Annotated in this window: 14 protein-coding genes, 3 rRNA genes and 1 pseudogene; 4 read left to right on the top strand and 14 right to left on the bottom strand. The window is 69.3% G+C overall.

Annotated elements, in window-relative coordinates; translation table 11 throughout:
- Positions 1-25: 25 nt before the first annotated feature.
- Together recN and P3T34_RS29010 are read right to left on the bottom strand one after the other, a co-directional pair.
- Complete coding sequence (gene recN, locus P3T34_RS29015; protein ID WP_280672480.1) at positions 26-1,759, bottom strand: DNA repair protein RecN; 1,734 nt, start codon at positions 1,757-1,759, stop codon at positions 26-28.
- 78 nt (positions 1,760-1,837) lie between these two features.
- A complete protein-coding gene (locus P3T34_RS29010; RefSeq protein WP_280668976.1) occupies positions 1,838-2,476 on the bottom strand; it encodes a hypothetical protein in 639 nt (212 codons plus the stop codon).
- A 112-nt stretch (positions 2,477-2,588) separates the two neighbouring features.
- On the opposite strand from P3T34_RS29010, the gene P3T34_RS29005 reads away from it, so the two are divergent.
- A complete protein-coding gene (locus P3T34_RS29005) occupies positions 2,589-4,115 on the top strand; it encodes a PLP-dependent aminotransferase family protein (RefSeq protein ID WP_280668974.1) in 1,527 nt (508 codons plus the stop codon).
- A gap of 19 nt (positions 4,116-4,134) precedes the next feature.
- Here P3T34_RS29005 and P3T34_RS29000 read toward each other — a convergent pair whose 3' ends face one another.
- The 4 genes from P3T34_RS29000 to P3T34_RS28985 form a co-directional block, all read right to left on the bottom strand.
- The gene (locus P3T34_RS29000; protein ID WP_280668973.1) at positions 4,135-5,037 is read right to left on the bottom strand and encodes an NAD kinase; all 903 of its coding nucleotides are present in this window, start codon (positions 5,035-5,037) and stop codon (positions 4,135-4,137) included.
- Between the two features lie 87 nt (positions 5,038-5,124).
- Positions 5,125-5,931: a TlyA family RNA methyltransferase gene (locus tag P3T34_RS28995; protein ID WP_280672478.1), complete on the bottom strand. Its 807-nt coding sequence runs from the start codon at positions 5,929-5,931 to the stop codon at positions 5,125-5,127.
- A gap of 13 nt (positions 5,932-5,944) precedes the next feature.
- Entirely contained in the window at positions 5,945-6,142 is a 198-nt protein-coding gene (locus tag P3T34_RS28990) for a hypothetical protein (protein ID WP_280672679.1), read from the bottom strand.
- Positions 6,135-6,872, bottom strand: coding sequence for a hypothetical protein (locus tag P3T34_RS28985; protein ID WP_280668972.1), 738 nt, complete (start codon positions 6,870-6,872; stop codon positions 6,135-6,137). The genes P3T34_RS28990 and P3T34_RS28985 overlap by 8 nt, the downstream gene beginning before the upstream one ends.
- A 185-nt stretch (positions 6,873-7,057) precedes the next feature.
- Between P3T34_RS28985 and P3T34_RS28980 the strand changes: the two genes are divergently transcribed.
- Positions 7,058-7,405 carry an SCP2 sterol-binding domain-containing protein gene (locus P3T34_RS28980; protein WP_280668971.1) on the top strand — a complete coding sequence of 116 codons (348 nt, stop codon included), beginning with the start codon at positions 7,058-7,060 and terminating at the stop codon, positions 7,403-7,405.
- 16 nt (positions 7,406-7,421) lie between these two features.
- On the opposite strand, the gene P3T34_RS28975 is transcribed toward P3T34_RS28980, so the two are convergent.
- Positions 7,422-8,462, bottom strand: a complete 1,041-nt coding sequence (locus tag P3T34_RS28975) for an HAD-IIA family hydrolase (protein ID WP_280668970.1) — start codon at positions 8,460-8,462, stop codon at positions 7,422-7,424.
- Positions 8,459-9,034, bottom strand: a complete 576-nt coding sequence (locus tag P3T34_RS28970) for a tetratricopeptide repeat protein (RefSeq protein WP_280668969.1) — start codon at positions 9,032-9,034, stop codon at positions 8,459-8,461. The genes P3T34_RS28975 and P3T34_RS28970 overlap by 4 nt, the downstream gene beginning before the upstream one ends.
- Positions 9,035-9,159: 125 nt before the next feature.
- Between P3T34_RS28970 and P3T34_RS28965 the strand changes: the two genes are divergently transcribed.
- Positions 9,160-10,533 carry a DUF1015 domain-containing protein gene (locus P3T34_RS28965; protein ID WP_280668968.1) on the top strand — a complete coding sequence of 458 codons (1,374 nt, stop codon included), beginning with the start codon at positions 9,160-9,162 and terminating at the stop codon, positions 10,531-10,533.
- Between the two features lie 94 nt (positions 10,534-10,627).
- Here P3T34_RS28965 and P3T34_RS28960 read toward each other — a convergent pair whose 3' ends face one another.
- The 5 genes and pseudogenes from P3T34_RS28960 to P3T34_RS28940 all read right to left on the bottom strand — a co-directional run bounded on the left by P3T34_RS28960 (position 10,628) and on the right by P3T34_RS28940 (position 18,583).
- On the bottom strand, positions 10,628-11,608 hold the full coding sequence (locus tag P3T34_RS28960; protein WP_280672476.1) for a tetratricopeptide repeat protein: 981 nt from the start codon (positions 11,606-11,608) through the stop codon (positions 10,628-10,630).
- Positions 11,609-12,028: 420 nt separating this feature from the next.
- Positions 12,029-13,069, bottom strand: a pseudogene (locus tag P3T34_RS39990) (hypothetical protein); the annotation flags it as partial.
- Positions 13,070-13,404: 335 nt separating this feature from the next.
- Positions 13,405-13,521 (bottom strand): 5S ribosomal RNA (gene rrf / locus P3T34_RS28950).
- A 135-nt stretch (positions 13,522-13,656) separates the two neighbouring features.
- A 23S ribosomal RNA gene (locus P3T34_RS28945) occupies positions 13,657-16,777 on the bottom strand.
- A gap of 284 nt (positions 16,778-17,061) precedes the next feature.
- Positions 17,062-18,583 (bottom strand): 16S ribosomal RNA (locus tag P3T34_RS28940).
- The 16S, 23S and 5S rRNA genes sit together here, the layout of an rRNA operon.
- Positions 18,584-18,720: 137 nt before the next feature.
- Here P3T34_RS28940 and P3T34_RS28935 point away from each other — a divergent pair.
- On the top strand, positions 18,721-19,113 hold the full coding sequence (locus P3T34_RS28935; protein ID WP_280668967.1) for a hypothetical protein: 393 nt from the start codon (positions 18,721-18,723) through the stop codon (positions 19,111-19,113).
- Between the two features lie 109 nt (positions 19,114-19,222).
- Here the strand turns inward: P3T34_RS28935 and tyrS are convergent, their stop codons facing one another.
- Entirely contained in the window at positions 19,223-20,488 is a 1,266-nt protein-coding gene (tyrS, locus tag P3T34_RS28930; protein ID WP_280672474.1) for a tyrosine--tRNA ligase, read from the bottom strand.
- Positions 20,489-20,573 lie beyond the last annotated feature (85 nt).

Genomic DNA, 20,573 nt, shown 5'->3' with positions numbered 1-20,573 from the left:
GACAGTCGGCACAACGGGGAGCGCGCTAAAGCTGCCGCGGTGCCCTGGCGGCGGCGAGGAGCTCCTCGGCGTGGGCGCGGCCCAGCTCGGAGTCCTCCAGGCCGGCCAGCATCCGGGACAGCTCGCGCACCCGCTGCTCGTCGTTGAGCGTCTTGACGCCGCTGCGGGTGACCGTGCCGTCGTTGGTCTTCTCCACCACCAGGTGCCGGTCGGCGAAGGCCGCCACCTGCGGCAGGTGGGTCACCACCACGACCTGGGCGCTCTGCGCCAACTTGGCCAGCCGGCGGCCGATCTCGACCGCCGCCTTGCCGCCGACACCGGCGTCCACCTCGTCGAACAGATAGGTCGGGACCGGGTCCGCACCGGCGAAGACCACCTCGACCGCGAGCATCACCCGGGACAGCTCACCACCCGAGGCGCCCTTGGCGATCGGCCGTGCCGAGGCACCCGGGTGCGGGGCGAGCAGCACCTCGACCTCGTCCACGCCGTGCGAGCCGTAGGCCACCGTGCGGCCCTCCAGCTCCAGGCCGGCCGGGTCGTCGAGGCGGGAGAGGTCGAAGGTCACCCGGGCGTGCGGCATGGCCAGTTCGGTGAGCTCGGCGGAGACGGCCGCGGCGAAGCGGCCAGCGGCGGCGTGCCGGGCGGCGGAGACCTCGGCGGCCAGCACGGCCAGTTCGAGCCGCAGCGCGCCCTCCTCGGCGCCCAGCTCCTCGATCCGGTCGTCGTCGCCGTCGAGTTCGGCGAGCCGGGTGGCGGAGGCGTCCGCCCACTCGATCACCTCGGCGGTGCCCCCCTCGACCGATCCGTACTTGCGCAGCAGCTGGGCCACCACCGAGCGGCGCTCCTCGACGGCTGCCAGCCGGACCGGGTCGGCGTCCAGGTCGTCCGCGTAGAGCGCGAGGTCGCCGGCGACGTCGGCCAGCAGGTAGCCCACCTCGGTGAGCCGGTCGGCCAGCGCCGCCAGCCGCTCGTCATGCCCGCGCACGCCGTCCAGGGCGCGGCGGGCCTGGCCGAGCAGGGTGCCGGCGTCCTGCGAGTCCGGGTCCTCCTGGTCGCCGGCCAGCGCGGCGTGGGCCAGCGCGGCGGCGGAGGAGAGCGCGTCCGCGTGGCCGAGCCGCTCGGCCTCGGCGGCCAGCTCCTGCTCCTCGCCGGCCACCGGTTCGGCGGCGGTGATCTCCTCCAGGCCGAAGCGGAGCAGATCGGCCTCCTGGGCGCGCTCACGGGCCCGGGTGGTCAGCTCGGCCAGGGTGGTCGAGACCTCGCGCAGCCGGCGGTGCACGGCCCGGTAGCGGGCCAGCGGCTCGGCGAGCGCCTCCCCCGCGTAGCGGTCCAGCGCGGCGCGCTGGCGGGAGGGCCGCAGCAGGCGCTGCTGGTCGGTCTGGCCGTGCACGGCGATCAGGTCCTCGCCGAGCTCGGCGAGCAGGCTGACCGGCACCGAGCGGCCGCCGACGTGCGCCCGGGAGCGGCCCTCGGCCGAGACCGTACGGCTGATCAGCAGCTGGCCGTCGTCCAGTTCGGCGCCGGCCTCCAGCGCCCGGACCGCCGCCGGGGCGCCCGCGGGCAGCGTGAGGCGGCCCTCGACCACCGCCCGGTCGGCGCCGGCCCGCACCAGGGCGGGGTCAGCGCGGCCGCCGAGCAGCAGACCAAGGCTGGTCACCACCATGGTCTTGCCCGCACCGGTCTCGCCGGTCACGACGGTGAAGCCGGGCGCCAGCTCCACCACCGCGTCATCGATGACGCCAAGATCCCGTATCCGCATCTCGTCCAACACGGAGACGACCTTACGAGACCCCGCCCCCACCGCGCGACGAGCGGCGGCCCGGCGAGGCGAAGTTCATCACTTCCGGGGCTCCGGGACGGCAACGGTGCACCAGGGCAGGAAGATCTGTGCCAGCGGGCCGATCGCCACCGCGTAGAGCAGCGTGCCAGGACCGGCGCCGCCGCCCAGCAGCACGCCGGCCGTCAGGACGCTGAGCTCGATGGCGGTGCGGATCAGCCGCAGCGAGCGGCCGGTGCGGCGGTGCAGGCCGGTCATCAGCCCGTCGCGCGGGCCGGGGCCGAGGCGCGCGCCGATGTACAGGCCGGTGGCCAGGCCGTTCAGCAGGACGCCGGCGGCCAGCAGGGCGATCCGTACGGGCAGCCCGTGCTGGGCGGGCAGCAGGTCAAGGGTCAGGTCCATCGTGGCGCCCAGGATCAGCACGTTGCCGACCGTGCCGACGCCGGGCCGCTGGCGCAGCGGGATCCAGAACAGCAGGACGGCGGCGCCGGTGATCGTCATCCAGGCGCCGATGCTCAGGCCGAAGTGCCGGGTCAGGCCCTGGTGCAGGACGTCCCACGGGCTGAGGCCGAGGGCGGCCCGGACCATCAGGGCCAGGCTCGCGCCGTACAGCGTCAGGCCGGCCAGCAGCTGTGGCAGGCGGCGGCCGAGGGCGAGGCCGCGGAGAGTGCGGGGGCGGGTGAGGACGAGGGTCGCCATCGAGGCTCCTTGGACGAGAGGGTGGCCTGTAAGCCGGGTGGCCGCTCTGCCATCATGGACAGTGTGTAGGAGCCACATCCAGGTCCAATTCGACTCAGGTGGACTGATCCGCATGGCCGACTGGCACAGCACCGTCACCCCGCCCGCTCTCGCCCGGCTGCTGCGTACCGCCCGGCCGACCGAGCCCGCCGGGCACCGCCCGGCCTACCGCGAGCTGGCCGGGCAGATCCGGGCGCTGGTCGCCGAGGGACGGCTGCCGGTCGGCAGCCGACTGCCCGCCGAACGCGAACTGGCCCTGGTGCTCTCGCTCAGCCGCACCACCATCGCCGCCGCCTACGACACGCTGCGAGAGCAGGGCTACCTGCTCAGCCGGCGCGGCTCCGGCAGCTGGACCACACTGCCCGAGGGCAGCAGCCCGCCCAGCGACGCGCTGCACCCCGTCCCGCCGGACGAGCAGGGCCGGGTGCTGGACCTGGGCGTCGCCGCGCTGCCCGCGCCGCAGCCCTACCTCGGCGAGGCCGCCGCCCGCGCGGTCGAGCAGCTGCCCGCCTACGCGACCGGCCACGGGCACTACCCGACGGGCGTCCCGGTGCTGCGGGAGGCCGTGGCCCGGCGCTACACCGAGCGCGGACTGCCCACCACCCCCGAGCAGATCCTGATCACCACCGGCGCGATGGGCGCGCTGCACCTGGCCCAGCGGGCGCTGGTGGGCCGCGGCGACCGGGTCGCGGTCGAGGCGCCGAGCTACGCGCACACGCTGCGCTCGCTGCAGCTCGCCGGAGCCCGGCTGGTCCCGGTGCCGCAGAGCCGGCCCGGCGGCCCCGAGCGGCTCCCCGGCTGGGACCTGCCGCAGTGGCGCCGGGTGCTGCGCGACGCGGCGCCACGGGTGGCGTACGTGATCCCCGACTTCCACAACCCGACCGGCGCGCTGATCGCCGAGGAGCAGCGCCGGGAGCTGCTGGCCGCCGCCCGCACGGCGGGCACCGTGCTGCTGGTCGACGAGACGATGGCCGAGCTCGACTGGGGCACTCCCGACCAGGGCACGGGCGACCGGGGCACGGGCGAGCCTCCCCGGCCGATGGCGGCGCTGGACCGGGCGGCGCAGGTGGTGACCGTCGGGTCGGCCAGCAAGCTGCTCTGGGGCGGGCTGCGGGTCGGCTGGGTCCGCGCGCAGCCGGCGCTGGTGCGCCGGCTGGCCACCGACCGGATCTACAGCGATGTCGGCACCCCGGTGATCGACCAGCTGATCGCCGCGAACCTGCTGGCCGAGCGGCTGACGGAGGTGCGCACCCTCCAACTGGGCCGGCTGCGCGCCAGCGCGGCAGCCCTGGCGGCGGCGCTGCGCGAGCAGCTGCCGCGCTGGCGCTTCGCCGACCCGGTCGGCGGGCTGACCCTCTGGGTGGACACCGACGGCCTCTCCGGCAGCGCGCTGGCCGCGGCGGGCGACCGGACCGGGGTACGGATCGCGGCCGGCTCCCGGTTCGGGGTGGACGGCGCGTTCGAGGGCTTCATCCGGATCCCGCTGACCGTGCCGGCCGCAGCCGCCGCCGAGGCCGCGCGACGGCTCGCCGCGACGGCCGCGGCCGCCGGCAGCGCGCCCTGGCCGACCGAGACGCAGTCTCAGCCGCTGGCGGTGTGAGCGGGTCGGTAGGACCGGCTCAGCAGGTGCCGGAGCGCCCGCGCCAGCCCGTCACCGGGAGCGCGAACTTGGCCACCAGCCGGTCGGTGAACGGCGCCCGGTGCAGCCGGGCCAGCCGGACCGGGACCTTGCCCCGGCGAACCTCCACCCTGGCGCCGGCCGGCAGTTCGAACGAGCGCCGCCCGTCGCACCAGAGCACCCCGTGCGGCGTCTTGGGCTGCACCTCGACGGCCAGCACCGAATCCGGCGAGGTCACCAGCGGGCGGGCAAAGAGCGCGTGGGCGCTGATCGGCACCATCAGCAGCGCCTCCACCTCGGGCCAGACCACCGGCCCACCGCCGGAGAACGCGTACGCCGTCGAGCCGGTGGGTGTGGAGAGCACCACGCCGTCGCAACCGAAGTTGGAGACCGGCCGGCCGTCCACCTCGGTCACCACCTCCAGCATCCGCTCGCGCGACGCCTTCTCGACCGAGGCCTCGTTGAGCGCCCAGTCCTCGTGCACCACATCGCCGTTGGTGCGCACCAGGACGTCCAGCGTCATCCGCTCCTCGACCTCGTACGCGCCGTCCACCACCCGCTCGACCACGACAGCGAGGTCGTCGCGCTCGGCCTCGGCCAGGAAGCCGACCCGGCCCAGGTTGATGCCGAGCATCGGCAGGCCGGTGTCCCGGGACAGCTCGGCTCCGCGCAGCAGCGTGCCGTCACCGCCCGCCACCAGGATCAGCTCGCAGCCGTCCGCCGCGCCGTGCCCGGCCTGGACGGTCTCCACGCCCTCCGGCAGGTCGAGGTCGACCGCCTCGGCGGCCAGCAGGCGGATCCTGATCCCGGCCTTCAGCAGGCCCTGGACCAGCTGCTCGACGCTGCGCAGCGCGGCCTCCCGACCGGTGTGCGCGATCAGGAAGACCGTACGTCCCTCGCTCAATGCCCTCTCCCTACGTCTGCCGGGTTGCCCTTGGCCCGGTGGCGGCCCCCGCTTGCCGGCGGGGCCGGTGCTCGACGCACCGGCAGCCTAGCGGGGACCCTCCGCGACGGCCCGGTCAGCCTCGGCCGGGTCGAGCTGCGGAGCGTCGCGACGAAGCCACAGGAAGTACTCGACATTACCCGAAGGACCCGGCAGCGGACTGGCCGTTACCGCACGAACTCCAAGACCCAACTCCCAAGCGCGGGCCGCGACCTGACAAACCATCTCGGCCCGCAGCTGCGGACTGCGGACCACTCCGCCGCTGCCCAGCCGCTCCTTGCCGATCTCGAACTGCGGCTTGACCATCAGCACCAGGTCCGCGTCCGGGCCCGCGCAGGCCGCCAGCGCGGGCAGCACCAGGCCGAGCGAGATGAACGAGAGGTCGCCGACCACCAGGTCGACCGGCACCCCGCCGATCTGCTCCAGGGTGAGCTCGCGGACGTTGGTGCGGTCCATCACGGTGACCCGCTCGTCGCTCTGCAGCGACCAGGCGAGCTGGCCGTAGCCGACGTCCACCGCCAGCACGTGCGCGGCGCCGGAGCGCAGCAGCACGTCGGTGAAGCCGCCGGTGGAGGCGCCCGCGTCGAGCGCCCGGCGGCCATCGACCCGCAGCCCCTGCGGGGCGAAGGCCGCGAAGGCGCCGGCCAGCTTGTGACCGCCGCGCGAGACGTAGTCGGGGTCGTTCTCGTCCTTGGCGACGACGACGGCGGCCGAGGTCTCCACCTGGGTGGCCGGCTTGGTCGCGGTGGCGCCGCCGACGCTCACCCGGCCGGCCGCGATCAGCTCGCTGGCGTGCTCGCGGGAACGCGCCAGATTGCGGCGGACCAGCTCTGCGTCGAGTCGGCGTCGTGCCACTGCCACGGGGGGTTCAGCTCCTAGCTGTGCTGTGCTCCGGTTCTTCGGGCCGGTCCAGCGCGCTGAGCGCGTCGGTCAGGCTCCGATGGACATCTTCGTACACGGCGGCGTGTGCCGTGGTCGGCACCCCGTCCAGAGCGGTCAGTCGCGCGAGGGCGGCGTCCACGGGCGGGTGGCCGGTGGGGGTGGGGCCGGGGGTGGGGTCAGACATCGCCGTCCTTGCGGGTGGCCTTCTTGGCGGGGGCCTTCTTGGTCGCCGTCTTCGCGGCCGCCGGCTTTGCGGCCGCTGTCTTCTTGGTTGCCGTCTTCTTGGGCTCGGTGGCCTTCTTCGCCGCTGTCGGCTGCTTCGCAGCCGTCTTCCTGACCGCCGTCTTCTTCACAGCCGCCTTCGCCGGCGCGGCCTTCCTGGGAGCAGCCTTCCTGGGCGCGGCCTTCTTCGCCGGTACGGCCGCCGGCGCGGGCTCCTCGTCCAGCACCGGCTCCTCGTCCAGCGCGGCCGACTCCTCCTCCGGCCACCAGTCCTCGCCGAACAGCCCCTGCGCCCGTGCCGCCGGCGGCTCGCGCCGGTCGGCCGACGGCCGCTGCTCCGGCTCGCCGCCCTCCAGGTCGCGCAGCTTCCCCTCCAGGTAGGAGAGCACCACGCCCACCTTCACCACCTGGTCACCCAGCCGCCCCACCCGCTCGACGGCCTTCTCCGCCTCCGTCCGCGCCAGCCCCACCGCGAGGTCCACCCCGGTGCGCCCCGCCGTCGCCAGCTCACCCACCAGCGTCTGCAGCGACTGCACGGACGGCGGGAGCTGCGCCGCGACCGTCCGCTCGACGGCCTCCAGGTCGACGCCGGCCCGCTCCAGCAGCCCGGTCGCCGTCCCGACGACCCGCTTGCCGGCCCCCTCCGCGAGCCCGGTGGCGAACTCCACGTACTCCCGCAGCGTGTCCCGCATCGGGGTGCCTCCTCCGTGCCGTGTCCCTACCGGGCGTGCCTGCGCACGACGCTACCCCGTACCTCCGGGGGCGCGCTGCACCAACGGGCGGACGGAGCAGGCCGCTCAGGGCCCGCCAGGGGCCTGAGCCGACCAGGCGGGTACCGTGGCCGGAGCAGACCGTGGGGACAGGGAGCAGCGAGACGATGGCCGACACCGACGAGTGCCGCGAGGCGCTGGAACAGCTCAGCCGCAACCTCGGACGCGCCAACGGCAACGTCAAGCAGGCCGCCGCCCTGGACCGCACGCTCAGCTGCCGGCTCACCGACCTCGACCTGACGTTCACCGGCACCCTGCGCGAGGGCCGGATCCAGGGCCTGGCCGAGGCACCGGGCGCTCCGGTGGGCCGGGCCGACATCCGGCTGACGATGGCCAGCGACGACCTGGTGGCCCTGGTCGGCGGGCGGCTGAACTTCGCCTCCGCCTGGGCCACCGGTCGCGTCAGGCTGGAGGCGGGCATCCGCGACCTGCTCCGGCTGCGCACCCTGCTCTGACCACCCGAGGGCGCCGTCAGAACCCCAGCTCGGCCAGCGCCTTTCGGCCGTCCGCCGGTCGGCCGTCCCGATCCAGCGCCACCCAGGCCGCCGCGCACAGCGCGCGCAGCCCGTCGTACCGGTCGCCCGTCCCGGTCAGCCGCAGCTCGCCGTCCTGCACGCGCGCCTGCCGGCCACGGCAGCGGAACGACCCGTCCGGCAGCCGCTCGACCGCCGGCTGCGCCTCCAGCAGTCCGCGCAGGTCGGCGGCCAGATAGGTCGGCCGGTGCTGCACCGGGGCGCCCAGGAGCTCGGCGGGCGTGCAGACCCCGGTGAAGACCAGCAGGCTGTCCACGCCGCCGTTGTAGGCACCCTCGATGTCGGTGTCCAAGCGGTCGCCGACCACCAGCGGACGCTTCGCCCCGGTCCGCAGCACCGTCTCGCGGTGCATCGGCGGCTGCGGCTTTCCGGCCACCTCGGGCTCGGCGCCGGTCGCGGCGCGGACGGCGGCGACCAGCGTCCCGTTGCCGGGCGCGACACCGCGTGCGGTCGGGATCGACAGGTCGGTGTTGGAGGCCACCCAGGGCAGCCCGGACGCCACCGCGTAGGAGGCCTCGGCCAGCTGGGCCCAGCCCACCGACGGGTCGAAGCCCTGGACCACCGCCGCCGGGCCGTCCGCCAGCGAGGCGACCGCCAGCAGACCGTGCTCGGCGAGCGCCTCGACCAGGCCGGCACCGCCGATGACCAGCACCTTCGCTCCCGCCGGCACCTTCGCGGCGACCAGTCGCGCGGCGGCCTGCGCCGAGTTGATCACGTCACCCGGCTCGGCCGGGACGCCCAGCTCGGTGAGGTGCTCGGCGACCACCCGGGGCGGCCGGGAGGCGTTGTTGGTCACGTACGCGAGCCGCATGCCGCCCGCCCGGGCCGCCGCCAGCGAGTCCACGGCGTGCTCGATCGCGTCCGCGCCGGCGTAGACGACGCCGTCCAGGTCGAGCAGCGCCGTGTCGTACGCCTCCAGCAGCGGTCGCTCGCTCGACCCGGGGGCCTGGAGAACTGCGCGGGGCTGGGTGTCCGTCATGCGTGGTCTTCCTCGTCCTTCGGGTCGTCGTCGCGGGCGGCCGGCGGCCCGGCGTCGGCGCCGGACTCGGTCTGCTGCGGCGGCACGTACCCCGGCGCTCCGGGCTGCAGCGGACCGTACGCGCCCGACCGGGCCGCCAGGGTCGCCCTGCTCTGCCGCAGCGCCGCCCGGTAGTGGGCAGCCTCCGGCCGCATGGCCACCGCCAGCGCCAGATGCTTCACCGAGGTCTCGAAGTCGCCGAGCCTGGCCGCCGCGATCCCCCAGCCGAACTGAGCGTAGTCGTCCGACGGATCGGCCTTCGCGATGGCCCGGAAGTTCTCCACCGCCCCCGCGTACGAACCCGCGTCGTACTGCGCCCTGGCCAGGGCCTCCCGGATGCTCTTGGAGTCCGGCTCGGCGGCCGCCGCCCGGGCCAGCAACTGCTCGGCCGCGGCCGGATGCCCGGTGGCCAGCAGCTGCTCACCGCGCCGGAACCAGTCGTACACGTCCCCCTGCGGCTCGCCCGGTCCACCGCTCGTGACCGGCGGACGCTCGGCCCCACCGCCGGTCCCCTGCCCCTGCCCCTCACTCATGCTTCGCCTCGCTCCCGCTCGCACTCCGAGGGCCCTGCCCCCGGCGGCCTCTGCCGACAGCCCTCGGCCGACTGCATCCGGCAACAAGATCTCGGAACTTCCACTTCCCGATTACCATGCCCAGAATGAGTGCACCCAGTGCAGAAAGCGGAGCCAAGACTTCGCCCGGCGGCCCCGGCGATCCCGGGCGCGTCGCTGCGGCAGGGCTCTCCCTGTCGCCCTTCCGCGGACTGCGATACGTACCCGAACGGGTCGGCACGCTGGCTGCGGTCACGTCGCCACCGTACGACGTGGTCGACCCCCACCGACGGCTCGGTCTGGAGACCGCCGACCCGCACAACGTGGTCCGGCTCATCCTCCCGCGCCCCGAGCCCGAGGACACCGGCGAGCGCTCCGACCGCGACACCCGCTACCGGCACGCCGCGCGACTGCTCAAGAAGTGGGTGCGGGAGGGGGTGCTGGCCGCCGACCCGCAGCCGGCGCTGTACGTGTACGAGCAGCGCACCAGCGACGACAGCCCCGGCGGCGAGCTGCTGCAGCGCGGCCTGATCGGCGCGCTCGCGGTCAGCGGCCGGGAGGGCGGCGTGGTGCTGCCGCACGAGGACGTGATGCCGCGGCCGGTCGCCGACCGGGTCGGCCTGATGCGCACCACCCGGGCCAACCTGGAACCCCTGCTGCTCACCTACCGCGGCGGCGGCGGGGCGGCCGGGGTGATCGAGCGGACCGTCGAGCGCGAGCCGCTGCTCACCACGACCACCAGCGACGGCACCCACCACCGCCTCTGGGCCGTCACCGACCCCGCCGAACTGGCCGAGGTGACACGCGATCTGGCCACCTGCCGGGCGCTGATCGCGGACGGGCACCACCGCTGGGAGATGTACCTGCGGCTGCAACGCGAGCACCGGCACCTGCCGTTCAGCCCGTGGGACCGGGGCATGGTGCTGCTGGTGGACACCGCGCGCTACCCGCTGCGGGTCCGGGCCATCCACCGGGTGCTCTACCGGCTCCCGCTGCAGCGCGCGCTGGCCGCGCTGGACGAGGGCGGCTGGTCGGTCCGGCAGCTGGCGGGCCCGCTGGAGCAGGCGCTGGCAGCGCTGACCGAGGCCAAGCAGAGCGGCGGCAACGCCTTCCTGCTGACCGCCGGGGACGGCGGCTACCACCTGCTCACCGGCCCCGACGAGGCGCTGCTGAACGCCACCGTGCCCAAGGACCGGCCCGAGGAGTGGCGCCGGCTGGACGCCACCGTGCTGCACGCGACCCTGCTGGAGCACACCTGGCGGGTCCCGGACGGCCCCGACGACATCGGCTATCTGCACGCCGCCGCGGCCGCCGAGCGCGAGGCCGCGCGCACCGGCGGCACGGCTGTACTGCTGCACCCGGTCGACGAGGGGGTGGTCCGCCGGCTGGCCGAGCAGGGGGTCACGATGCCCCGCAAGTCCACGTCGTTCGGGCCCAAGCCGGCCAGCGGACTGGTGCTGCGCAGCCTCGAACTGGGCTGAGAACGCCGGCTGGGAACAGTCGGGGGAAACGGCCGGGGAAACGCAAAGAGGCCCTGCCCGGGTGGGCAGGGCCTCTTCAGCAACTCCTGGCAGGTCAGCCGCGGTTCTCGCGGTTGCGCAGCTCGCGCTCGACCTCGTTGCCCTCGACCTCGTCGATTTCGAGGTCGTCGTCGTCGTAGTACTCCTCGACGTCCTCGTCCTCTTCGAAGATCACCCGGTCGTCACGGTCGTCGCCGCGCTCATCCCGCTCGCCGCGCTCGTCACGCTCGTCACGCTCACCGCGGTTGTCCCGCTCGTCGCGGACCTCGCCGACAAGCTCGTCGTCGTCCTCGTCCTCGTCCCGGGCCTGGACCAGGTCCTCGTCCTCGTCCTCGACGTCGAGCTCGGGGTCGAGCGCGTCCACGAACTCCAGGCCGTCGATCTCCGCCAGGCGCTCGGAGGCGTTGGTGGTGCCCTCCGGGTCGGCCTCGGCGGCCTTCGCGAACCAGTCGCGCGCCTCGTCGGCCCGGTCGGCCGCGATCAGCGCCTCGGCGTACGCGTAACGCAGTCGCGCGGTCCACGGCTGGACCGAGTTGGAGCCCAGCTCCGGGCTCTGCAGCGTGACGACGGCAGCGTCGAACTGGCCCATGTCACTCCGGGCACCCGCCGCCACCAGGCGCATCTCGACCTGGCCGGCCTTGTCCAGCTGCTTCACCTCGGGCTCGCCGGCCATCGCCAGCGCCCGCTCGGGGCGGCCGAGGCCGCGCTCGCAGTCGGCCATCACGGGCCACAGGTCGGCGCGGCCGGTCATCCGGCGAGCGGCGCGGAACTCGGTCAGCGCCTCCGCGTACCGCTGGGTCATGTACGAGGCGAAGCCGGCCGCCTCGCGCACCGACGGCACGCGGGAGGCGAGGCGGAGCGCCACGCGGGAGTACTGGTAGGCCTCCTCCGGCTCGGTGTCGAGCAGGCGGGCGACCATCACGAGGTTGCGGGCCACGTCCTCGGCCAGCGTCTTCGGGAGGCTCATCAGCTCCTGGCGGACATCGCCGTCGATCTCCGTACCCGTGACGTCCTCGGGGATCGGCAGGCGCCGCACCGGCTCGATGTGCCCGCGCCGGTCGTCATAGCCGCCGCGGTCGCCCTCGGAGGAACGGTCGTCCCGGCGGTACCCGCCACGGTCGCCACCGGACGGACGGTCGTCGCGGCGGAACCCGCCACGGTCGCCACCCGAGGGCCGGTCGTCACGACGCGGGCCGCGGTCGCCGCCCGAGGGACGCTCGTCACGGCGGAACCCACCACCGGTGGACGGACGCTCGTCACGACGGAACCCGCCGGACGGGCGGTCGTCACGGTTGAAACCACCGCCGCCGGAGGGACGATCATCGCGACGGAAGCCACCACGGTCGCCACCGGACGGACGCTCATCGCGACGGAAACCACCCGACGGACGGTCGTCACGGTTGAAACCACCCGACGGACGGTCGTCACGACGGAAACCGCCGCGGTCGCCACCGGACGGACGCTCGTCACGACGGAACCCACCGCGGTCGCCACCGGACGGACGCTCGTCACGACGGAACCCACCGCGGTCGCCACCCGAGGGGCGATCGTCGCGACGGAAGCCACCACCGGACGGACGGTCGTCACGGTTGAAACCACCCGACGGACGGTCGTCACGACGGAAGCCACCGGAGGGGCGGTCGTCGCGGTTGAAACCACCGGAGGGCCGGTCGTCACGACGGAAGCCACCACGGTCGCCACCGGACGGACGGTCATCGCGACGGAAACCACCGCGGTCGCCACCGGAGGGGCGGTCATCGCGGTTGAACCCGCCCGAGGGACGGTCGTCGCGACGGAAGCCACCGGAGGGACGGTCGTCACGGTTGAAGCCACCCGACGGACGGTCGTCACGACGGAACCCGCCACGGTCGCCACCGGACGGACGGTCATCGCGGCGGAACCCGCCACGGTCGCCACCCGAGGGGCGGTCATCACGGTTGAACCCACCGGACGGGCGGTCGTCACGGCGGAAACCACCGCCACCACCCGAGGGGCGATCGTCGCGACGGAAGCCACCGCGGTCGCCACCCGAGGGGCGGTCATCGCGGTTGAACCCGCCCGAGGGGCGGTCATCGCGACGGAAGCCACCACCGCCAGACGGACGGTCGTCACGGCGGAACCCGCCACGGTCGCCACCCGAGGGGCGGTCATCGCGGTTGAACCCACCGGACGGGCGGTCGTCACGGCGGAAACCACCGCCACCACCCGAGGGGCGGTCATCGCGACGGAAGCCACCGCCGCCGGACGGACGGTCGTCACGGTTGAACCCACCCGACGGACGGTCGTCACGACGGAAACCACCGCCACCACCCGAGGGACGGTCATCGCGACGGAAACCACCGCGGTCGCCACCGCTGGGACGGTCGTCACGGCGGAAACCACCGCGGTCGCCACCGGACGGACGGTCGTCACGACGCGGGCCGCGGTCGCCACCGCTGGGGCGGTCGTCACGGCGGAACCCGCCACGGTCGCCACCGGACGGACGGTCGTCACGACGCGGGCCGCGGTCGCCCGACGCCCCCCCACGCGAGCGGGGCTCGTAGCCTCGGCCATCGTCCGATCGACGCTCGGGACGGTCCTGGGGCGGGTTCGACATCGCGGTGACTCCTTCTGCTTCATCAGCTGCGCCGCTGGTCCGGACAGCGACTGCGTCCGGGCGGCTCGGTGCCGGCCGCCTGGCCACACACCGTCTCCATTGTCAAGCATCAGCTCCAACCTCGCGCCTGGAGGGCGGCGAAGCAAGCCGACAAATCGTGCAGGTCAATCCTGTGCAGGTAAAACAAAAAGGCCGCGGCCCCAGCGAATCGCTGGGGCCGCGGCCTTTGAATAATTGTTCGGCGGCGTCCTACTCTCCCACAGGGTCCCCCCTGCAGTACCATCGGCGCTGTGAGGCTTAGCTTCCGGGTTCGGAATGTAACCGGGCGTTTCCCTCACGCTATGACCACCGAAACCCTATCGGGTATTCAGCGAAACACACTTTTTAGTTGAATGGTGTTTCTTTTATCGTGGTTGAGTCGAATATTCGACTCGTCACCGGCGATAGCTGTTCGCTACCCGGGAACCACACAGTGAACGCGAGCGTCTGAGGACAAGCCCTCGGCCTATTAGTACCGGTCAGCTCCACCCATTACTGGGCTTCCACATCCGGCCTATCAACCCAGTCGTCTACTGGGAGCCTTACCCTCTCAAGGAGGTGGGAATACTCATCTCGAAGCAGGCTTCCCGCTTAGATGCTTTCAGCGGTTATCCCTCCCGAACGTAGCCAACCAGCCATGCCCTTGGCAGGACAACTGGCACACCAGAGGTTCGTCCGTCCCGGTCCTCTCGTACTAGGGACAGCCCTTCTCAATATTCCTACGCGCACAGCGGATAGGGACCGAACTGTCTCACGACGTTCTAAACCCAGCTCGCGTACCGCTTTAATGGGCGAACAGCCCAACCCTTGGGACCTACTCCAGCCCCAGGATGCGACGAGCCGACATCGAGGTGCCAAACCATCCCGTCGATATGGACTCTTGGGGAAGATCAGCCTGTTATCCCCGGGGTACCTTTTATCCGTTGAGCGACGGCGCTTCCACAAGCCACCGCCGGATCACTAGTCCCTGCTTTCGCACCTGCTCGACCCGTCGGTCTCACAGTCAAGCTCCCTTGTGCACTTACACTCAACACCTGATTGCCAACCAGGCTGAGGGAACCTTTGGGCGCCTCCGTTACTCTTTAGGAGGCAACCGCCCCAGTTAAACTACCCACCAGACACTGTCCCTGATCCGGATCACGGACCCAGGTTAGACATCCAGCACGACCAGAGTGGTATTTCAACGTCGACTCCACGACAACTGGCGTTGCCGCTTCAAAGTCTCCCACCTATCCTACACAAGCCGAACCGAACACCAATATCAAGCTATAGTAAAGGTCCCGGGGTCTTTCCGTCCTGCTGCGCGAAACGAGCATCTTTACTCGTAATGCAATTTCACCGGGCCTATGGTTGAGACAGTCGAGAAGTCGTTACGCCATTCGTGCAGGTCGGAACTTACCCGACAAGGAATTTCGCTACCTTAGGATGGTTATAGTTACCACCGCCGTTTACTGGCGCTTAAGTTCTCAGCTTCGCCTAGTCGAAACTAGACTAACCGGTCCCCTTAACGTTCCAGCACCGGGCAGGCGTCAGTCCGTATACATCGCCTTACGGCTTCGCACGGACCTGTGTTTTTAGTAAACAGTCGCTTCTCGCTGGTCTCTGCGGCCACCCCCAGCTCAGAGTGCAAGACTCATCACCAGGAATGGCCCCCCTTCTCCCGAAGTTACGGGGGCATTTTGCCGAGTTCCTTAACCATAGTTCACCCGAACGCCTCGGTATTCTCTACCTGACCACCTGAGTCGGTTTGGGGTACGGGCCGCCATGAAACTCGCTAGAGGCTTTTCTCGACAGCATAGGATCATCCACTTCACCACAATCGGCTCGGCATCAGGTCTCAGCCTTAATGAGTGACGGATTTGCCTATCACTCGGCCTACACCCTTACCCCGGGACAACCACCGCCCGGGCTGGACTACCTTCCTGCGTCACCCCATCGCTCACCTACTACAGACTTGGGTCACCGGCTCCACCACGTCCCTTCGTCCGAAGACTCCAGGCCGGCTTCGCGGGCTTAGCATCATCTGGTTCGACGTTGGCGCTTCAAAGCGGGTACGGGAATATCAACCCGTTGTCCATCGACTACGCCTGTCGGCCTCGCCTTAGGTCCCGACTTACCCTGGGCAGATCAGCTTGACCCAGGAACCCTTGGTCAATCGGCGCAAGAGTTTCCCACTCTTGTATCGCTACTCATGCCTGCATTCTCACTCGTGAACCGTCCACAACTGGATTCCTCCGCTGCTTCACCCGGCACACGACGCTCCCCTACCCATCACAGCAGGCGTTGGCCCTATTGCTGCAATGACACGACTTCGGTGGTGTGCTTGAGCCCCGCTACATTGTCGGCGCGGAATCACTTGACCAGTGAGCTATTACGCACTCTTTCAAGGATGGCTGCTTCTAAGCCAACCTCCTGGTTGTCTGTGCGACTCCACATCCTTTCCCACTTAGCACACGCTTAGGGACCTTAGTCGGTGTTCTGGGCTGTTTCCCTCTCGACCATGGAGCTTATCCCCCACAGTCTCACTGCCACGCTCTCACTTACCGGCATTCGGAGTTTGGCTAAGGTCAGTAACCCGGTGAGGCCCATCGCCTATCCAGTGCTCTACCTCCGGCAAGAAACACGTGACGCTGCACCTAAATGCATTTCGGGGAGAACCAGCTATCACGGAGTTTGATTGGCCTTTCACCCCTAACCACAGGTCATCCCCCAGGTTTTCAACCCTGGTGGGTTCGGTCCTCCACGAAGTCTTACCTCCGCTTCAACCTGCCCATGGCTAGATCACTCCGCTTCGGGTCTTGGGCGTGCAACTCAAACGCCCTATTCGGACTCGCTTTCGCTACGGCTACCCCACACGGGTTAACCTCGCTACACACCGCAAACTCGCAGGCTCATTCTTCAAAAGGCACGCAGTCACGAGACACACAGCAAGCTGGTGTCCGACGCTCCCACGGCTTGTAGGCACACGGTTTCAGGTACTATTTCACTCCGCTCCCGCGGTACTTTTCACCATTCCCTCACGGTACTATCCGCTATCGGTCACTAGGGAATATTTAGGCTTAGCGGGTGGTCCCGCCAGATTCACACGGAATTTCTCGGGCTCCGTGCTACTTGGGAGAAGCTCAAGTGAGCCGCACAGATTTCGTCTACGGGGGTCTTACCCTCTACGCCGGACCTTTCGCATGTCCTTCGACTATCCATACGGTTTCTGACTCACCCAGCCGCCGGCAGACGACTGAAGAACTTTCCCACGACCCCGCATTGGCAACCCCTGCCGGGTATCACACCAATACGGTTTAGCCTCATCCGGTTTCGCTCGCCACTACTCCCGGAATCACGGTTGTTTTCTCTTCCTGAGGGTACTGAGATGTTTCACTTCCCCTCGTTCCCTCCACATACCCTATATATTCAGGTACGGGTGACAGCCCATGACGACTGCCGGGTTTCCCCATTCGGAAACCCCCGGATCAAAGCCTGGTTGACGGCTCCCCGGGGACTATCGTGGCCTCCCACGTCCTTCATCGGTTCCTAGTGCCAAGGCATCCACCGTGCGCCCTTAAAAACTTGGCCACAGATGCTCGCGTCCACTGTGCAGTTCTCAAACAACGACCAGACACCCACCTACACAACTCGAAGACTCGAGCAGTGTCCGTGGGACCGGCACTGAAGCAACGACCATGACGGCCGCTCCCTCAGGACCCAACAACGTGCCCGACACACCCGACCCGCCGATACGTTCCACGCACCGAAGTGCAGTACTGGTATCAACCAACCGTGTGTGCCGAATAGTCAACGTTCCACCCATGAGCTGACCGTGCGAGACATTTGCTCACAATCGGCCGTGTGCTCCTTAGAAAGGAGGTGATCCAGCCGCACCTTCCGGTACGGCTACCTTGTTACGACTTCGTCCCAATCGCTGGTCCCACCTTCGACGGCTCCTCCCCTTACGGGTTAGGCCACCGGCTTCGGGTGTTACCGACTTTCGTGACGTGACGGGCGGTGTGTACAAGGCCCGGGAACGTATTCACCGCAGCATGCTGATCTGCGATTACTAGCAACTCCAACTTCATGGGGTCGAGTTGCAGACCCCAATCCGAACTGAGGCCGGCTTTTTGGGATTCGCTCCGCCTCGCGGCATCGCAGCCCTTTGTACCGACCATTGTAGCACGTGTGCAGCCCAAGACATAAGGGGCATGATGATTTGACGTCGTCCCCACCTTCCTCCGAGTTGACCCCGGCAGTCTCCTGTGAGTCCCCATCACCCCGAAAGGCATGCTGGCAACACAGAACAAGGGTTGCGCTCGTTGCGGGACTTAACCCAACATCTCACGACACGAGCTGACGACAACCATGCACCACCTGTATACCGACCACAAGGGGGCGACCATCTCTGGCCGTTTCCGGCATATGTCAAGCCTTGGTAAGGTTCTTCGCGTTGCGTCGAATTAAGCCACATGCTCCGCTGCTTGTGCGGGCCCCCGTCAATTCCTTTGAGTTTTAGCCTTGCGGCCGTACTCCCCAGGCGGGGAACTTAATGCGTTAGCTGCGGCACCGACGACGTGGAATGTCGCCAACACCTAGTTCCCACCGTTTACGGCGTGGACTACCAGGGTATCTAATCCTGTTCGCTCCCCACGCTTTCGCTCCTCAGCGTCAGTAATGGCCCAGAGATCCGCCTTCGCCACCGGTGTTCCTCCTGATATCTGCGCATTTCACCGCTACACCAGGAATTCCGATCTCCCCTACCACACTCTAGCCTGCCCGTATCGAATGCAGACCCGGGGTTAAGCCCCGGGCTTTCACATCCGACGCGACAAGCCGCCTACGAGCTCTTTACGCCCAATAATTCCGGACAACGCTCGCACCCTACGTATTACCGCGGCTGCTGGCACGTAGTTAGCCGGTGCTTCTTCTGCAGGTACCGTCACTTGCGCTTCTTCCCTGCTGAAAGAGGTTTACGACCCGAAGGCCTTCATCCCTCACGCGGCGTCGCTGCATCAGGCTTTCGCCCATTGTGCAATATTCCCCACTGCTGCCTCCCGTAGGAGTCTGGGCCGTGTCTCAGTCCCAGTGTGGCCGGTCGCCCTCTCAGGCCGGCTACCCGTCGTCGCCTTGGTAGGCCATTACCCCACCAACAAGCTGATAGGCCGCGGGATCATCCTGCACCGCCGGAGCTTTCCACCCATCCCCATGCGAGGACAGGTCATATCCGGTATTAGACCTCGTTTCCAAGGCTTGTCCCAGAGTGCAGGGCAGATTTCCCACGTGTTACTCACCCGTTCGCCACTAATCCACCCGAAGGCTTCATCGTTCGACTTGCATGTGTTAAGCACGCCGCCAGCGTTCGTCCTGAGCCAGGATCAAACTCTCCGTGAATGTATACCCGTAATCGGGTGACACCCGCGTTGAGCGGCACGACAACCACCGGAATAGGGCGGTCACGTGCACTGCGTCCTCGCTGTGTATTACTTCAAAAGGAATCTCCAACCCCGATCCGAAGATCAAGGCCGGGGATGTCAACATATCTGGCGTTGACTTTTGGCACGCTGTTGAGTTCTCAAGGAACGGACGCTTTCTTTGAACTGCCTTCGCAGTATCTCCGGGCGCTTCGTTCGGTACTTCGTTTCGTTCTTTATTCAGCTTATCAGATCCGGCTGACTGCCTTTTCTGACTTCCTGGCTGACCAGGTCCGCCATTTCTGCGGCGACCGCCACTCTACCGTATTTCCGGACCAGGTCCGGACCATGTCGAATCCACATAAAGAAAGGATTCAACAAGGCGGTCATTCGGTAAATGTGATGATCGCTCCGGTGGTTCGGGCCAGCTTCTCAGCTGCCCCTTCCGTCCGACCGGTTCTGGCGACTCGTTCAACACTAGGCCAGTCAGCGGGTCCCGTCAAACGCTGAGGGGCCAGATCCGACTGGATCTGGCCCCTCAGCGTTGTTCTCCCAGCTCAACGGCGGTCTTGTTTCGGCCACCTGACGCGTGCTCGGCGTCGGGGAGTGTGAAGGAACATCAGCTCGCCTGCAACTCCACCGCTGCGAGGTTGCGCTTTCCACGGCGCAGGACCAGCCAGCGGCCGTGCAGCAGATCGTCCGCCGTGGGCACCATGTCCTCGTCCGCGACCTTCGCGTTGTTGAGGTACGCGCCGCCCTCCTTCAGCGTCCGGCGGGCTGCCGAGCGGCTCGCGGACAGGCCCACCGCGACCAGCAGGTCGGCGATCGGCGCGAGCTCGGCGACCGTGGCCTTCGGCACCTCGGCCAGGGCCGAGGCCAGCGTGCCGGCGTCGAGCTCCGCCAGGTCGCCCTGGCCGAAGAGCGCCTTGGAGGCTGCCACCGCGCGCTCGTAGTGCTCCGCGCCGTGCACCAGGGTGGTGAGCTCCTCGGCCAGCGCACGCTGGCCGAGCCGGGCGGCCGGACGCTCAGCGCTCTCGCGCTCCAGCTCCTCGATCTCCTCCTTCGAGCGGAAGCTGAAGACCCGCAGGAAGTTGGAGATGTCGGCGTCGTTGGTGTTGAGCCAGAACTGGTAGAAGGCGTACGGGGTGGTCAGCTCGGGGTCGAGCCAGATCGTCCCGGTCTCCGTCTTGCCGAACTTGGTGCCGTCCGCCTTGACCAGCAGCGGGACGGCCAGGGCGTGTGCCGACTTGCCCTCGGCCTTGCGGATCAGATCCGTGCCGGCCGTGATGTTGCCCCACTGGTCGCTGCCACCGGTCTGCAGGGTGCAGCCGTAGCGGCGGTAGAGCTCCAGGAAGTCGTTGCCCTGGAGGACCTGGTAGCTGAACTCGGTGTAGCTGATCCCCGCGTCGGAGCTCAGCCGGCGGGCCACCGCCTCCTTGGCCACCATGCTGTTGACCCGGAAGAACTTGCCGATGTCGCGCAGCAGATCGATCGCCGAGAGCTCGGAGGTCCAGTCGAGGTTGTTGACCATGCGCGCGGCGAACGGGCCCTCGAAGTCCAGGTAGCGCTCGATCTGGCCGCCGACCCGGTCCACCCAGGCGGCGACGGTCTCGCGGTCATTGAGCACGCGCTCGGCCGTAGGCTTCGGGTCCCCGATCAGACCGGTGGCCCCACCGACCAGGCCCAGCGGCAGGTGCCCGGCCGCCTGGATGCGGCGCATCGTGAGGATCTGCACCAGGTTGCCGAGGTGCAGGCTCGGCGCGGTCGGGTCGAAGCCGCAATAGAAGGTGACCGGGCCGTCCGCGAACGCCTTGCGCAATGCGTCCTCGTCGGTGGACAGGGCGATCAGCCCACGCCACCGCAGCTCGTCGACGATGTCCGTCACGGTCACCGGTTCTCCTCGGTCTGGTCGGGCCGCTTCTACGGCGGGCCCGGCTGTGCGATCCAATCTGTCCGAGGGTACGCCGTTC

Origin of the sequence: Kitasatospora sp. MAP12-44 (genome assembly GCF_029892095.1) — a bacterium.
In the GTDB taxonomy this organism is placed as follows: Bacteria; Actinomycetota; Actinomycetes; order Streptomycetales; family Streptomycetaceae; genus Kitasatospora.
Note: the sequence above shows the minus strand (reverse complement) of the source record. Positions and strands in the feature narration are given on the sequence as shown.